The following is a 15,061-nucleotide window of genomic DNA, read 5'->3' as shown; positions in this document are numbered from 1 at the left end:
CCGAATCAGCAGCATTCGAGTTCGCGGGTCGACGTCGGACTATTGAGCCCGGCAAATTTCATCCTGGCGCATCGCCGTCGCGACCGCGAAGCGAATGATCGAGCCAACGGGAATGAGCTGTCTTGGATTGCCATCGAAGTGTGCAATCAGCCGCGCCAACTCATCCTGCGTCGGGCGGCGGTCGCGCTCTATTCCTTTGCCGATGAGACCAAGGCGCTTCAGCGCAAGGCGCGCGAGATCGACAGGCTCGACGCGAATTTCAAGACCATGGATCGCTGCCGCATGCGACAAGATCAGCTTGATCGTCCCGATATCGATGCCCAACTGATGGGGCCGGCGCCTTGATCGGCACGCTCGCGCCCAAATCGGATCAATCTTTCGCGGTCCAGGGAAGAAATCCTGCATTTGCCAGGTTCGCGCTGCAGCAGGTCGAGGGTCGCGGCCTTCGACTGGAGGGGCGTCTTGCCCACCGCCGCCATATCCTCCATATGGAGGTCGATCAATTCGCCGAAGGTTTTGACCCTGGCTACCCGCGAGCTTGAGGGCGTCTCGCCGCGGTCGGCTTGGACCTCCGCTTCCAGAGCCCAGCGCCGGGCGTCCTCACGCCGCAGAAACGTCTCGCTTGCATAACGTCCCTTGCGACGAATTTGGACTCGCCAGGACCTAACGATCTGATAGTACTGAAAAAATGAAGCAATATCAAGCACATAGATTTGCCGTGGCGCCTATGATGGATTGGACCGACCGTCATTGCCGGTTTTTCCATCGCCTTTTGTCGAGACGCGCGCGGCTTTATACGGAGATGGTGACGACCGCGGCGGTGCTGCATGGTCAGCGCGAGCGCCTGCTCGGCTTCGACGGCGCCGAGCATCAGGTGGCCGTGCAGCTTGGCGGCTCCGACCCCGCGCATCTTGCGCAATCGGCGCGGATTTGCGCCGATTTCGGCTACGACGAGATCAATCTCAATGTCGGCTGCCCCTCCGAGCGCGTGCAGAACGGCGCTTTCGGCGCCTGCCTGATGCGCGAGCCGGCGCTGGTCGGCGATTGCGTCGCCGCCATGAAGGCGCAAGTTTCCATTCCGGTGACGGTCAAATGCCGCATTGGCGTCGACGATCAGGAGCCGGCGGAGGCGCTCGGCGCGTTGGCGGAGGTCGTCATCGCCGCAGGAGCCGACGCGCTGATCGTCCATGCGCGGAAAGCATGGCTGACGGGCCTGTCGCCTAAAGACAACCGGCATGTTCCGCCTCTTGATTATGCTTTGGTCCATGCGCTGAAGCAGCGTTTTCCGCATGTGCCGATCGCGATCAATGGGGGGCTTGCGACGCTCGACCAGATGCGTGCTGAGCTCGATTTCGTCGATGGCGTGATGGTCGGCCGCGCCGCCTATCAGGACCCGGCGCTGCTGCTGGCGGTCGATCCGCTGTTTTTCGGCGAAGAGGCGCCTTTCAGTGACGCGGAGCAGGCGATTTTGGCCTTTGTTCCCTATGTCGAGGCGCGGCTCGCGGAGGGGGTTCCGCTCAACGCCATGACGCGGCATGTCCTCGGCCTTTTCAACGGAAGGCCCGGGGCCCGCGCGTGGCGGCGTCACCTCTCGACGGAAGCGGTCAAGCCTGGCGCCGATGCGCGGGTTTTACGCGCGGCGCTTGTCCATATAGATCCGCGCCGGCGCCCCCTGAACGAAGCGGCCTGAGGCGCAGCCCGCCTTCACCCGATGACCTTGCCGAGCCGTCCGGCGAGGTCCTGAATATATTGCCAGGCGGTGCGCCCGGATCGCGCGCCGCGCGTAATCGCCCATTCGAGCGCTTCCCGCTCAATGGCTTCGCGATCCTTCGCCAGCCCAAAATGGTCCGCGTAACCAAAGACCATCGCAAGATAATCGGCCTGGGAGCAGGCGTGGAAGCCGAGCCACAGGCCGAAACGGTCGGAGAGCGACACCTTTTCCTCTACCGCTTCGCCGGGATTGATCGCTGTGCCACGCTCATTTTCGACCATGTCCCGCGACAGAATGTGCCGCCGGTTGGAGGTCGCATAAAAAAGGACGTTGGGGGGGCGCCCTTCGATGCCGCCTTCGAGCACAGCTTTCAGCGATTTGTAATTTGTGTCGGCGGCGTCGAACGAAAGATCATCGCAGAACACGACGAAGCGATAGGGCGTCTCACGCACCAGCGCCATCAGCGCCGGCAGGCTGTCGATGTCCTCGCGGTGGATCTCAATGAGTTTCAGCGGCCTGAAGCCATTGGCGGGCGTCAATCGCCCGTTAACGCTGGCGTGAGCGGCTTTCACCAGCGAGGATTTTCCCATGCCCCGCGCGCCCCATAAAAGAGCGTTATTGGCGGGAAGGCCCTTTGCGAAGCGCTCGGTGTTGTCGGTCAGAATATCGCGCAGCCGGTCGATGCCGCGCAGCAGCGCCATGTCGACGCGGTTGACCTGGCGCACCGGCTGCAGGTGCGGCGCGCTCGCCGAAAAGACGAATGCGTCTGCGGCGTCCAGATCGATTGGAGCGGGCGGGGCGGGGACGAGCTTTTCCAGCGCCGCCGCGATCCGCTCCAGCGCCTCGGTGGAGCGTGGATCGGCGGCAAAGGACATGGGCTTTTCGGTGCTGGTCATTGTGATGGATCATCTTTGAAGTTCATAGCGGATCGACGTCATGCGCCGCGCCCGCAAGACGGAGCACATGCGCAAGCCTTGCCGCTTTACAGCATGATTGCCCGAGCCTCGCCAGCGCATTCCGGCCTGTCGCGGATTTGTTATGATCGCCGACTTTGCTCAAGGCGCGCCGCCACGCCGGAACGCGCCCTTTTTTATGACGGCCGCAGGCGCCATTGCTTTCATTCCGGCACTCGCTATAGTCCGCCCGCGCTTAAAGGCCGGATGCTCGGGCGCGCACATTTTTGAGGAGAGGGGAACGTGTTTACACCTGCTTTCGCCCAAGCCGTCGGCGGTGCGGCCGGCGGACCGACGGACCTGATCGTGCAGCTTATTCCCTTCGCGCTGATCCTCGTCATCATGTATTTCCTGATCATGCGGCCGCAGCAGAAGCGCGCGCGCGAACACGCTGATCTGATCAAGAACGTGCGGCGCGGCGACAGCGTCGTGACTTCGGGCGGCCTGATCGGCAAAGTTACCAAAGTCGTCGATGACGCCGAGGTCGAACTTGAAATCGCGCCGAATGTACGGGTGCGGGTCGTGCGCTCCCTCATCACCGATGTGCGCTCCAAGGGCGAACCCGTCAAGGAACAAGCCTGACCGCGCCGCGATCATCGCCCTAGCCCCGCTCTTTTAACGGCGTCCCTGGCGCCCAAACTTTCGGATATTTTTCAACGCCATGCTGCGTTTCGCGACTTGGAAGATCGTCTCCATCCTGGCCATGACGGCGTTCGCGATTCTCGTGATCGTGCCGAGCCTGCTTGCCCCGGATACGCGCGCCGCGCTGATTTCGCATTTGCCGAAATGGGTTCCGGCGCGCGCCATCGTGCTTGGCCTTGATCTTCAGGGCGGCTCGCATGTCCTCCTCGAGGTCGACAGTTCGTCGGTCGTCAAGACGATGGTCGAAAACCTGCGCGATAGCGTGCGTCGCGTGCTGCGCGATGAAAAAGTCTCGATTTCGGGCGGCATCGGCGTGCTGCCGCGCGGCGTGCAGGTGCGCATCCCCGATCCGGCCGAGCGCGAAAAGGTCATGCCGAAACTGCGGCAGTTGACGACCCCGGCCAGCGCCGGGCTGACGACCGGACCCGGCGCGTCCGTGTTCGACATCACGCAGAATAGCGACGGCCTTGTTCAGTTCACGGTGACCGACGCCGGCATAAAGGCCAAGGTCCGCCGCGCCGTCGAGCAGTCGATCGAGGTTCTGCGCCGCCGCGTCGATGCGCTCGGCACCACCGAGCCGAACATCCAGCGCCAGGGCGATGATCGCGTCCTGGTCGAGGTGCCGGGCCTGCAGGACACCAGCAAGCTCAAGGATATTCTCGGCACGACCGCGAAGCTCGAGTTCCGCCTTGTCGGCGAACCGGGCGCCGATCCGTCCGAGACGGAAATGCTCGACGAGGTCGACAGGCCGGGAAGCAAGCTGCCCGTCGAAAAGCGCGTGATGGTCCAGGGCGAAGACCTGACCGACGCGCAGCCGGGCTTCGATAGCCGCACGCAGGAGCCGGTGGTCAATTTCCGCTTCAACATTCGGGGCGGCCAGCGCTTTGGCGAGGTCACTTCCGAAAACGTCGGCCGGCCTTTCGCCATCGTACTCGACGGAAAGGTCATTTCCGCGCCGCGCATCCTTGGGCCGATTACCGGCGGGTCAGGTCAGATCTCCGGCCATTTCACCGTCGAATCGGCGAATAATCTGGCGATTTTGTTGCGCGCCGGCGCGCTTCCGGCCAAGCTCACGATCGTCGAGGAGCGCACCGTCGGACCGGGGCTGGGGCAGGATTCAATCGACGCCGGCAAGCGCGCCGCCTATGTCGGCGCCGGCCTCGTCGCGTTCTATATGCTGATTACCTACGGCGTCTTCGGCGTTTTCGCCAATATCGCGCTGCTCGTCCATATCGCGTTTATTTTCGCCGGCCTCGTCCTTTTGGGCGCGACGCTGACGCTGCCGGGCATAGCGGGCATTGTGCTGACCATCGGCATGGCGGTCGATTCCAACGTGCTGATCTACGAGCGTATTCGTGAGGAGGCTCATATGGGGCGTTCGATCGTCTCCGCGCTCGACGCCGGATTCAACCGCGCCTTCGCCACCATCGTCGATTCCAACGTCACCATGTTCGTCGCCGCCGCGATTCTCTATTTTCTGGGATCGGGGCCCGTGCGCGGCTTTGCCGTATCGCTGGCGCTCGGTATTTTGACGACCATCGTGACAGCGGTGACGATGACGCGCATGATGATTACCTTGTGGTATCGCTACAAACGGCCGGTGCGCCTGCCCATCTAGCGCCTCGGCCCGAGAAGCCGGGGCTTTGGCCAGGCCCATGCTGGACGGACGAATAGATAAAGCCGCTAAACCATGATTCGAATGATCGCCCGGTCAATCCGGGACAGCAAGGCATAAGGCATTTTGGCATGAAACTTCTGCGCCTTGCGCCAGAGAACACAAAATTCCCCTTCATGCGCTTCCGGCGCGTGAGCTACCCCTTCTCGGCCGTGCTCTCGATCATTTCCGTCGTGCTGTTCCTGACGCTCGGCATGAATTTCGGCATCGATTTTTCGGGCGGCACGCTGATCGAGCTGCGCGCCAAGACCGGCGTCGCCGACATCGCCCATCTCCGCGCGGTCGCCGAAAAGATGAATGTCGGCGACGTCGAGGTGCAGGGATTCGGCTCGCCGTCGGACGTCACCTTGCGCTTCGGCGTGCAGCACGATGAGAAGGGCGACGCCGCGGCGCAGGAGGCGGCGATCGCGCGCATCAGGGCCGCGATTGGCAATGATTATGATTTCCGGCGCGTTGAGGTCGTCGGCCCGCGCGTTTCAGGCGAACTCGTGCAGTCCGGCACGCTTGGCGTCGTGCTCTCGATCATCGCCGTGCTCTGTTACCTCTGGTTCCGCTTCGAATGGCAGTTCGCGGTCGGGGCGATCATCGCGACCATGCATGACCTTCTGCTGACGGTCGGCTTTTTCTCCCTGACCCGGCTCGAGTTCAATACGACGTCGATCGCCGCGATCTTGACCATCGTCGGCTATTCTTTGAACGAGACCGTCGTCGTGCTCGACCGCATTCGCGAAATGATGCGCAAATATCGCAAGATGCCGACCGACGAACTGATCGACGTCTCGGTCAATGCGGTGCTGCCAAGAACGATCATGACGGCGACGACGGTGTTCCTCGCGCTGTTCTCGCTCGTTGTTTTCGGCGGGCAGGTGATTCGCTCCTTCTCGATCGCGATGATCTGGGGCATCTTTGTCGCCACCTATTCGTCTGTTTTCATCTGCTCGCCGATGCTGATTTACCTTGGCCTGCGCAGTGAGACCGTCGGCGCCGAGCCGACGCCGGGCGGCAAGCTCGCAAGGACCTCGGCCGCAAAATCCTGAACGCGCTCTCTTGGGAGCCAAGCATGAGCGAAGCGAAATACGCCGGGTTTCTTCCCGGCGCGCATGTGATCGAGGGTTACGGCGCCGGCGGCTTTCGCTTCGGCGGCATGTCCCATCGCGGGGCGATCCTCGCCGTGCCGTCCGGCATTTACGCCTGGAGCGCGATTGACCCGTCAGACATTACGATCGAGGCGCTCGGCCCCGTCTTCGCTGAAAAGCCGGGCCTGATCGAGCATCTTCTGATCGGCACGGGGCGGGAGATGGTTCCGATCAGCGCCGCTCTGCGTCAGCGTCTTCGCGCGGCGGGCATCAGGGCCGAGCCCATGCAAACCGGCGCCGCCGCGCGCACCTATTCCATTTTGCTCGGTGAAAAAAGGCGAGTCGCGGCCGCGCTTCTGGCTGCGCCCTGATGAATGGCCCGGCCAAAAATATGAGCGCCGACCCGAACTATGCCTATTGCGACGCGATCGTGCGGCAGGGCGACCCGGACAGATGGCTCGCCAGCCTCTTTATTCCTGAGGCGAAGCGCCGCCATGTCCATGCGCTCTATGCCTTCAACCTCGAAGTTTCCCGCATACGCGAAATCGTGTCTGAGCCGCTGCTTGGCGAAATCCGCCTGCAATGGTGGCGCGACGCGCTCGAAAAGCCGGACTCGGGCGACGTCAGGTCCAGCCCGGTCGCCGCGGCGCTCCTCGACACGATGGAGCGCTTCGATCTGCCGGCGGGCGCCTTGCTCGAACTGATCCACGCGCGGGAGTTCGATCTTTATGACGACGGCATGGAAAGCGTCGAGGCCCTGACCGCCTATGTCAAAGCGACCTCCTCCTCGCTCTTTCGCATGATTCCGATGATCCTCGATGGGGAGCAGCCTGCGAGCGGGCTTGGAGCGTCGCAATATGGCGGAATTGCTTACGCCTTGACGGGATTGTTGCGGGCTTTTCCCTGGCTCAGCGCGCGGGGCCAAATGTTCATCCCGCTCGATATCCTCAAAAAGCATGGGCTCGACCGCGCCAACGTCGCCGCCGGGCAGGCGACGCCTGCGATTCTCGGCGCGCTCTCTGATCTGCGTGGCCTCGCGCGCGACAATCTCGACGTTTTCCTGACGCGGATCGAGGGCCTGCCGGATGTCTGCCGCGCCGGGTTTCTGCCGATAAGCCTCTGCGAAGCCTATTTACGCCAGATGGAAAAACCCGGCTACGAGCCGTTCCAGACGGTGGTGCAACTGCCGCAATGGCGCCGCCAATGGATTCTTTGGCGCGCCGCCAGGCAGTGGGCATAGGCGGCGCTGCGGAAATCCTTTATCCGCCGCCGTTTCATTGCTAGAACGCCTCCATGTCCAAGATCGGCCTGCGCCCCACGTCCCGAATTATGCGCCCGGCCCGCGCGTAAAAAGTTTTCGCGCGGGGCCGGGGATTTTTCGCCCATTCCGGCGGCAAAGCCGCGCCGCGCCCCAAAAGGTGCGCGATCAACATTGCAGAATCAAAATGAATGAGACGGACCGGGCGCAAGGCGCGCCCCATGAGCGTGACGCCGAGGCCGGACAGAAGCCGGCGGACTATTCAAAAAGCCTTTATCTGCCGCAGACGGATTTTCCGATGCGGGCCGGATTGCCGAAGAAGGAGCCGGAGCTGCTCGCCTATTGGCGCGAGATCGGGCTTTACGAGCGCATGCGCCAGGCGGCGAAGGGACGCGAAAAATTCGTCCTGCACGATGGGCCGCCCTACGCCAATGGCAACATCCATATCGGCCATGCGCTGAACAAGATCCTCAAAGACCTCGTCGCGCGCTCGCAGCAGATGCTCGGCAAGGACGCCAATTATGTGCCGGGCTGGGACTGCCACGGGCTGCCGATCGAATGGAAGATCGAGGAGCAGTATCGCGCCAAGGGGCGCAACAAGGACGAGGTTCCGATCAATGAGTTCCGGCGCGAATGCCGCGTCTTCGCCGAGCATTGGGTCGGCGTCCAGCGCGAGGAGTTCAAGCGCTTGGGCGTCAATGGCGATTGGGATCATCCCTATCTCACCATGACCTATCCGGCGGAAGCGACGATCGCCCGCGAGATCATGAAGTTCGCCGAAAACGGGCTGCTCTATCGCGGCTCGAAGCCAGTGATGTGGAGCGTCGTCGAAAAGACCGCTCTGGCCGAGGCCGAGGTGGAATACGAGGATCACGTCAGCGACACGGTTTTCGTGGCGTTTCCGGTCGCGAAGATTGTTCCAAGTGAAGCTGAGCTTCTATTTGTAGAAGATAATCCCAGCGCCACAAAAATAGAAATCGAAGAATTCTGCGCCGCGCTCGAGAGCGCTAAGGTCGTGATTTGGACGACTACGCCTTGGACTATTCCTGCCAATCGAGCGATAGCGTATAATCCGCATCTGCATCACGTCTCATACAGTGTCTACCAAGTCACCGATGCGCCTGACGGCAATTGGGCTGCGGTGGGCGCCAACTATGTGCTGGCTGATGCGCTTGCCGCCGAAGTATTCAAAAATGCAAAAGTGACGTCCTTTGTACGGCTCGGACGTGTGTTTGCCGATGCTATTAAATACTGTGACCATCCTCTCAAAGGTCAGTTTGGGGATTACACGTTTCTGGTGCCGCTCCTTGCCGGCGACCACGTCACGGCGGATACCGGCACGGGCTTCGTCCATACCGCGCCCGGCCATGGCCGCGACGATTTTGACGTCTGGATGGCCCACTCTCGCGACTTGCAGAAGCGCGGCATCGACACCCGCATCCCCTATACCGTCGACGCCGATGGCTTTTTCACCAAGGATGCGCCGGGCTTCACGGGCCGCCGCGTCCTCGACGACAAAGGCGCCAAGGGCGACGCCAATGACGCGGTCATCGAGGCGCTGATCGAGGCCGGCAATCTTGTCGCGCGCGGAAAACTGAAGCACCAGTATCCGCATTCGTGGCGCTCGAAAAAGCCGCTCATTTTCCGCAACACGCCGCAATGGTTCATCGCGCTCGATAAAGATTTCGAGCCGACAGATGCGCGCACGCTCGAGGGCTCCGAGAAAACCTTGCGGACCATCGCCCTGCGCGAGATCGCCGTCACCAAATGGCACCCGGCGTCCGGCGAAAATCGCATCACCGGCATGATCGCCAACCGGCCGGACTGGGTCGTCTCGCGCCAGCGCGCCTGGGGCGTGCCGATCGCCATCTTCGTCCATAAGGAGACCGGCGAGATCTTGAAAGATCGCCAGGTCAACCGCCGCATCGCGGAAGCCTTCGAGGCCGAGGGCGCCGACGCCTGGTTCGCGGAGGGCGCCGCCGCGCGCTTCCTCGGCAACGGCTACGCTCCCGAACAGTACGAGAAAATCGACGACGTTCTCGACGTCTGGTTTGATTCCGGCTCGACGCATGCCTTTACGCTCGATGATCCGGTCCATTTTCCGGGCCTCGCCAATATCTGCCGCAAGCGCGACGGCGGCGGCGACGAGATCATGTATCTTGAAGGCTCGGACCAGCATCGCGGCTGGTTCCACTCTTCGCTTCTTGAATCCTGCGGCACGCGCGGCAGGGCGCCCTTCGACCTCGTTCTGACGCACGGCTTCGTGCTGGACGAGAAGGGCCAGAAAATGTCGAAGTCGGTCGGCAATGTCACAGCGCCGCAGACCATCATCAAAGAGGCGGGCGCGGATATTCTGCGCCTGTGGGTCGCGGCCTCCGACTATTCCGACGATCTGCGCATCGGGCCGGAGATCCTCAAAACCTTCGTCGAGACCTATCGCAAGCTGCGCAACACGATCCGCTGGATGCTGGGTTCTCTCGCGCATTACGAGCCGGCGCGCGCGGTGGCGCATAAGGATATGGGCGAACTCGAGCGCTTGATGCTGCATCGGCTGGCGGAGCTTGATGAGGACATCCGCGACGCCTATCAGCGCTTCGATCTGAAGCGCGTCGTCGCGCGGCTTTCCTCTTTCCTCAACACCGATCTTTCGGCGTTTTACTTCGACATTCGCAAGGATGCGCTTTATTGCGAGCCGCCATCGAGCCACAAGCGTCTCGCGGCGCTTTCCGCGATCGAACAAATCTTTCGCGCCGTCACGCTGTGGCTTGCGCCGATTCTCGTCTTTACCTCGGAGGAGGCGTGGCGCTCGCGTTACCCGGACAAAGCCTCGGTGCATCTCGAAACCCTTCCTGATGTTCCGGCGGACTGGCGTGATGACGCTTTGGCGGCCAAATGGGAGAACATCCGCCGCATCCGCGCGGTCGTTACCGGCGCGCTCGAGATCGAGCGGGCGCAAAAGCGCATCGGCTCCTCGCTCGAAGCCGCGCCACGGGTGTTTATAAAGGATGACGGCCTGCGGGCGGCGCTGGATGGCGTCGACTTTGCCGAAATCTGCATCACCTCCGACATCGCAATCGAGGCGGGCGAGGGACCGGCTGACGCGTTCCGTCTTGACGAGGTTCCGGGCGTCGCCGTTGTTCCGCATCGCGCCGAGGGCAGAAAATGCGCGCGGTCGTGGCGGATTTCGACGCTGGTCGGGTCCGATCCAGACTATCCCGACGTCACGCCGCGCGACGCCGAGGCCTTGCGCGAATTGACGGCGGCGGGACGTTGGCCGTGACGCCCCGCGCGATTGGCCTCATTGTCGCCGTTCTGACGCTGGCTCTGGATCAGGCCAACAAGCTATGGCTGATTTTCGTGTTTGGCATCGAGAGGCGCCAGCCGGTCGCGCTGGCGCCCTTCCTTGATGTCGTCTACGCGAAGAATCCGGGCATTTCCTATTCGCTGTTCAGCGCCCGGACCGATCTCCAGCGTTACGCCTTGCTTGCCGTCACATTGGCGGCGACGGCGTTTCTTCTCGTCTGGCTCTGGCGCTCAAAAACGATGTTCATCGCCTGCGCGCTCGGCCTCATCGTCGGCGGCGCGCTCGGCAACGCCTATGACCGCATAGCCTATGGTTTCGTCGCGGATTTCTATCATTTCCACGTCGGATCCTTCTCCTGGTATGTCTTTAACCTTGCGGACGCGGCGATTGTCGTCGGCGTCGGGCTTTTGATCTGCGAGTCCCTGTTCGGCGCGAAGCCGGCGGGGGAGGGCGCCTCTGTTGGATAATGACATTTTAACTGTTTTCTGCCCCTAAATTGCCCCGATGGCGCCCGATGTTGCGGGACCGAACGCCGCCGCGCGGCGCGAGGCGGGTCTATGCCGCCCAGGCCTTTTTTTGCCAAGTCGATTTTGAAAAAGACGCTCGAGGATGAACGCTATGGTCTCTGACAGAGTTAAGACGCGCCCGAGCGCGGCGGCGCCCTCTCTCCAGCTCATTGCCGCCATTTTCGCGCTCGCGGCGTCGATTGGCGCATCGCCGGCGTGGGCGCAGGCTCCGGAGCAGGGCGGCAATCCGGTCAACTCGGTGCTCGGCTTCTTCGGCATGCAGCCCGACAAAAGTAAGGAAGAGATCGATTATCGCGCCCGGGCGCCGCTGGTCGTCCCGCCCCGCTTCGATCTCCCAAAGCCGAAGGAAGTCGCCCACGGCGCCGACTGGCCGAACGATCCGGACATTTCCGAGCGGCGCCACGCCGCCGCGGCCGCGCAGCGGCCTGCGCCGCAAGCGCGCGGTGAAACCGCGTCTCAGGAAGAAGGCGGCCGCGCCGAAGCGCCGGGCGCAGGGGGGACGCCTGACGATTGTCAGCCGGGCGCGCTCTGCATCAATGCGCCGTGGAAAATTCTGCAAAACATGGTCGGCGGAGTGACCGGCGCAAAACCCGAGACGGACACAGTGGCCACGGGAGAGGAACCGCCGCGTAATTACCTGACCGAGCCGCCGTCCGGCTATCGCAAGCCGTTGGAGGACGCCACTGCGACGGCGGAGCCAGCGAAAGAGACGCCCGACCCGGCCAATACGAAGGCCTATGTCGGCCCGCAGCCGCATTAAGACTTCCGTCGAGAATTGATCGGCCCGAGGCGCGGTTGCAGCCGATCGGGCGCGGCTTTGGCCGCGGCGCGGGACAAACTCGGCGCGGCAGCCGCCGCCCCGATGGCGGCTTTGACCTTGCTAAAGCCCGTAACGCTTTCTAAGTTCTGTTTAATAGAGGCGACGCGCGCCCGGCGCGCGCCTCCCGCCCTCAGCATGCTTTGCCGCGGGATCTGCAGAAAGCGATGTACGAAATGTCTTTTGGCCAATCCGCAGCGGCGCCCGGCGCGCTCTTTCTGAACCCCTCCGCGCAGTCCACAGCCAAGCCCGCGGGCCCCGCCATTACCGAGGCAAAGCTGGCCAATGGGCTCGACATCGTCGTCATTCCGGACCATCGCGCGCCCGTCGTCACCCACATGGTCTGGTATCGCAACGGTTCGGCCGACGATCCGCTGGGCAAATCCGGCATCGCGCATTTCCTTGAACATCTGATGTTCAAGGGCACCAGGAATAATCCGCAGGGAAAGTTCTCCGAGCTTGTCGCCGACTCCGGCGGCCAGGAGAACGCCTTCACCTCGAATGATTACACCGCCTATTTCCAGCGCGTCGCCAAGGATCAACTCGCCGTCTGCATGGAATATGAAGCGGACCGCATGAAGAACCTTGTTCTTTCGGACGAGATCGTCGCGCCCGAGCGCGAGGTGGTGCTGGAGGAGCGGCGGATGCGCACGGATTCCGATCCGTCCGATCAATTGAACGAAGCGGTGCAGGCGGCGCTGTTCACGCAGCATCCCTACGGCCGGCCGATCATCGGCTGGAACCATGAGATCGAGGGCCTCGACCGCGTTGACGCGCTCGCCTATTATGATCGTTTCTATACGCCCGAAAACGCCATTCTCGTCGTCGCCGGCGATGTCGAGCCGGCCGAGGTCATTGCGCTGGCGGAAAAAATCTACGGTCAGATTCCGGCGCGCGGCGAAGCGCCGGAGCGGATGCGCCCGCGCGAGCCTTCGCCGCGCGCGCATCGCCTCGTCACCCTCGCGGATGAGAAGGTCGAGCAGCCCTCGTATCAGGGCGTCTATCTGGTGCCGTCCTATCGCACGGCGGAAAAAGGCGTCGGGGAGGCGCTCGAGGTTCTTGGCCATCTTCTCGGCGGGGGCCAGACGAGCCTTCTCTTCAAGAGCCTCGTCATGGAGCAGAAGATCGCGGTCGCCGCCGGCGCGCATTATCTCGGCACGGCGGTCGATGACACGCGCTTTTACGTCGTCGCCGTGCCGGCGCCCGGAGTTCCCCTCGATCGCCTTGACGCCGCGATCGACGCCGTCATCGCCCGCGCCGCCGCCGGCGGCGTTGATGAGGCCGATTTCCTCCGCGCCAAGACCCGCCTCGTCGCCGATGCGGTCTATGCGCAGGACAGTCAGGCGTCATTGGCGCGCTGGTATGGCGCGGCTCTCGCGACAGGGCTCAGCGTTGAGGATGTCGCAAAATGGCCGGAACGGATCGAGGCGGTGACCCTCGAAGACGTGCGCAAGGCTGCGCTCTGGCTCGACAAGAAGCGTAGCGTGACCGGATTTCTGCTGTCGGCGCCGGGTCATGATTCCGGCCTTGAGCTTGACGGCTGATACATGACCGGGCGGCGCCGGCCGCCTTGTCAAGCTCAGGATTTTTGAGTTCGCATCATTTCATCGGCGATCCGGCGTCCAGTTTTCGGAAATGATGCTTAGATATCCCCTTGTTCGCCGCATCCGGCATCGTCCCGCGCGGCCTATCGGAAGTGACGCATATGACCGCGCCTGCAACCACAACGGATGCGCCGACCCTCACGCCGGCGGGGCTGAAGACAAGCGAGCGAGGCTCACGCGCCTCGATGGTCCAGAAAGTCGTCTCGAAAGGCGGCATTGAGGCCTGGCTCGTCGAGGATTACGCGGTGCCGCTCGTCGCGGTCGAATTCGCCTTCAAGGGCGGCGCCTCGCAGGATCCCGCCGGCAAGCCCGGCGCCGCCAATCTCCTCGCGGGCCTCATCGACGAAGGCGCCGGGCCCTATGACGCGGAAGCCTTCCATCGCGCTCTCGACGAGGACGCGATCGAACTCTCCTTTTCGGCCGATCGCGATATACTCTCCGGGCGGCTGCAGACCCTCTCGCGCAACAGCTCGCAAGCCTTTTCTCTGCTGCGGCTCGCGGTCAATGAAGCGCGGCTCGAGGCCGAGCCCTTTGAGCGCGTCCTGAGCCAGATCGCCGCCGGCCTGAAGAGCGAGGCGAACGAGCCGGATTATGTCGCCGGCCGCACTTTTCGCGAGAAGGCTTTTCCCGGGCATCCCTACGGCCTGCCGGTGCGCGGCGATCTTTCCGCGCTGCCGACGCTGACGCGTGGCGATCTGGTCGAGCTGCGTGGAAAGATCTTCGCGCGCGACACGCTTAAGATCGCTGTTGTCGGCGCGATCGACGCCGCGACCCTTGCCGGCCATCTCGATGACGTGTTCGGCCCTCTGCCGCAGGCTTCGCATATCGCGCCGGTCGCGGACGCGCTGCTTTCCGGCGAAGGCGATCGCTTCGTCGTCGACATTGACGTTCCGCAATCGACGATCCGTTTCGGCCGTCAGGGCCTTGCCCGCATGGATCCCGATTTCATCGCCTCGATGGTCGTCAATCATGTGCTCGGCGGCGGCGTGTTTTCGGCGCGGCTCTTTCGCGAGGTGCGCGAAAAGCGCGGCCTTGCCTATTCCGTCTATTCTCAGCTTATCACCTATGATCATGGCTCGATGCTTTACGGCGGCACCTCGACCAAGAATGAGCGCGCCGCCGAATCGATGACGGTGATCGCGGGCGAGATCGCGAGCCTTTCGGAGCAGGGGCCGACCGAGGAGGAGCTTGAGAAGGCGAAGAAATATCTCATCGGCTCCTATGCGCTGCGCTTCGACACTTCGACCAAGATCGCCTCGCAGCTCCTGCACCTTCAGACGGACGGCTTCGGCGTCGACTATCTCGACGAACGCAACAGGCTGATCGCGGCGGTGACGATGGAAGACGCCAAGCGCGCGGCCAAGCGCCTCTTCGGCGACGCGAAGCTTCTCGTCGCGGTGGCCGGCCGTCCCGAGGGGATGTGAGGGGCGGCAGAGGCAAAGGCCTTAATCTCGCAGGATGGCCTCGGCGCAGTCGCTAGAGCGCTTTCCGATC

The 15,061-nt window shown here is 62.9% G+C and carries 14 protein-coding genes; 11 read left to right on the top strand and 3 right to left on the bottom strand.

Annotated elements, in window-relative coordinates; all coding sequences use genetic code 11:
• Positions 1 to 39: 39 nt before the first annotated feature.
• Positions 40 to 324, bottom strand: a complete 285-nt coding sequence (locus MPC4_RS21220) for a site-specific integrase (RefSeq protein ID WP_244628949.1) — start codon at positions 322 to 324, stop codon at positions 40 to 42.
• A complete protein-coding gene (locus MPC4_RS21215; protein WP_244628948.1) occupies positions 294 to 707 on the bottom strand; it encodes a hypothetical protein in 414 nt (137 codons plus the stop codon). The genes MPC4_RS21220 and MPC4_RS21215 overlap by 31 nt, the downstream gene beginning before the upstream one ends.
• Between MPC4_RS21215 and dusA the strand changes: the two genes are divergently transcribed.
• Positions 689 to 1,690: a tRNA dihydrouridine(20/20a) synthase DusA gene (gene dusA, locus MPC4_RS10615; protein ID WP_174512500.1), complete on the top strand. Its 1,002-nt coding sequence runs from the start codon at positions 689 to 691 to the stop codon at positions 1,688 to 1,690. The two genes, MPC4_RS21215 and dusA, sit on opposite strands and share 19 nt — an antisense overlap.
• A gap of 14 nt (positions 1,691 to 1,704) precedes the next feature.
• Here dusA and MPC4_RS10610 read toward each other — a convergent pair whose 3' ends face one another.
• Positions 1,705 to 2,607, bottom strand: coding sequence for an ATP-binding protein (locus MPC4_RS10610; protein ID WP_174512499.1), 903 nt, complete (start codon positions 2,605 to 2,607; stop codon positions 1,705 to 1,707).
• Positions 2,608 to 2,907: 300 nt separating this feature from the next.
• On the opposite strand from MPC4_RS10610, the gene yajC reads away from it, so the two are divergent.
• From yajC to MPC4_RS10560, 10 genes are all read left to right on the top strand, one after another.
• Positions 2,908 to 3,246 (top strand): preprotein translocase subunit YajC, encoded by a 339-nt coding sequence (gene yajC, locus MPC4_RS10605; RefSeq protein ID WP_134491733.1) that lies wholly within the window; start codon positions 2,908 to 2,910, stop codon positions 3,244 to 3,246.
• Between the two features lie 79 nt (positions 3,247 to 3,325).
• The gene (gene secD, locus MPC4_RS10600; protein WP_174512498.1) at positions 3,326 to 4,924 is read left to right on the top strand and encodes a protein translocase subunit SecD; all 1,599 of its coding nucleotides are present in this window, start codon (positions 3,326 to 3,328) and stop codon (positions 4,922 to 4,924) included.
• Between the two features lie 128 nt (positions 4,925 to 5,052).
• Positions 5,053 to 6,018 (top strand): protein translocase subunit SecF, encoded by a 966-nt coding sequence (gene secF / locus MPC4_RS10595; protein WP_174512497.1) that lies wholly within the window; start codon positions 5,053 to 5,055, stop codon positions 6,016 to 6,018.
• A gap of 23 nt (positions 6,019 to 6,041) precedes the next feature.
• Positions 6,042 to 6,428 (top strand): Mth938-like domain-containing protein, encoded by a 387-nt coding sequence (locus MPC4_RS10590; protein ID WP_174512496.1) that lies wholly within the window; start codon positions 6,042 to 6,044, stop codon positions 6,426 to 6,428.
• Positions 6,428 to 7,297 carry a phytoene/squalene synthase family protein gene (locus MPC4_RS10585; protein ID WP_174512495.1) on the top strand — a complete coding sequence of 290 codons (870 nt, stop codon included), beginning with the start codon at positions 6,428 to 6,430 and terminating at the stop codon, positions 7,295 to 7,297. Before MPC4_RS10590 ends, MPC4_RS10585 begins: the two co-directional genes overlap by 1 nt.
• Before the next feature lie 316 nt (positions 7,298 to 7,613).
• On the top strand, positions 7,614 to 10,595 hold the full coding sequence (gene ileS, locus MPC4_RS10580) for an isoleucine--tRNA ligase (RefSeq protein WP_425312454.1): 2,982 nt from the start codon (positions 7,614 to 7,616) through the stop codon (positions 10,593 to 10,595).
• The gene (gene lspA, locus MPC4_RS10575; RefSeq protein ID WP_174512493.1) at positions 10,592 to 11,086 is read left to right on the top strand and encodes a signal peptidase II; all 495 of its coding nucleotides are present in this window, start codon (positions 10,592 to 10,594) and stop codon (positions 11,084 to 11,086) included. Before ileS ends, lspA begins: the two co-directional genes overlap by 4 nt.
• A gap of 151 nt (positions 11,087 to 11,237) precedes the next feature.
• Positions 11,238 to 11,906, top strand: coding sequence for a hypothetical protein (locus MPC4_RS10570; protein WP_174512492.1), 669 nt, complete (start codon positions 11,238 to 11,240; stop codon positions 11,904 to 11,906).
• A gap of 233 nt (positions 11,907 to 12,139) precedes the next feature.
• Positions 12,140 to 13,507: a M16 family metallopeptidase gene (locus tag MPC4_RS10565; protein WP_425312452.1), complete on the top strand. Its 1,368-nt coding sequence runs from the start codon at positions 12,140 to 12,142 to the stop codon at positions 13,505 to 13,507.
• Positions 13,508 to 13,752: 245 nt separating this feature from the next.
• Positions 13,753 to 14,991: a M16 family metallopeptidase gene (locus tag MPC4_RS10560; protein WP_244628952.1), complete on the top strand. Its 1,239-nt coding sequence runs from the start codon at positions 13,753 to 13,755 to the stop codon at positions 14,989 to 14,991.
• Positions 14,992 to 15,061 lie beyond the last annotated feature (70 nt).

It is taken from the genome of Methylocella tundrae (assembly GCF_901905185.1).
In the GTDB taxonomy this organism is placed as follows: domain Bacteria; phylum Pseudomonadota; class Alphaproteobacteria; order Rhizobiales; family Beijerinckiaceae; genus Methylocapsa; species Methylocapsa tundrae.
Note: the sequence above shows the minus strand (reverse complement) of the source record. Positions and strands in the feature narration are given on the sequence as shown.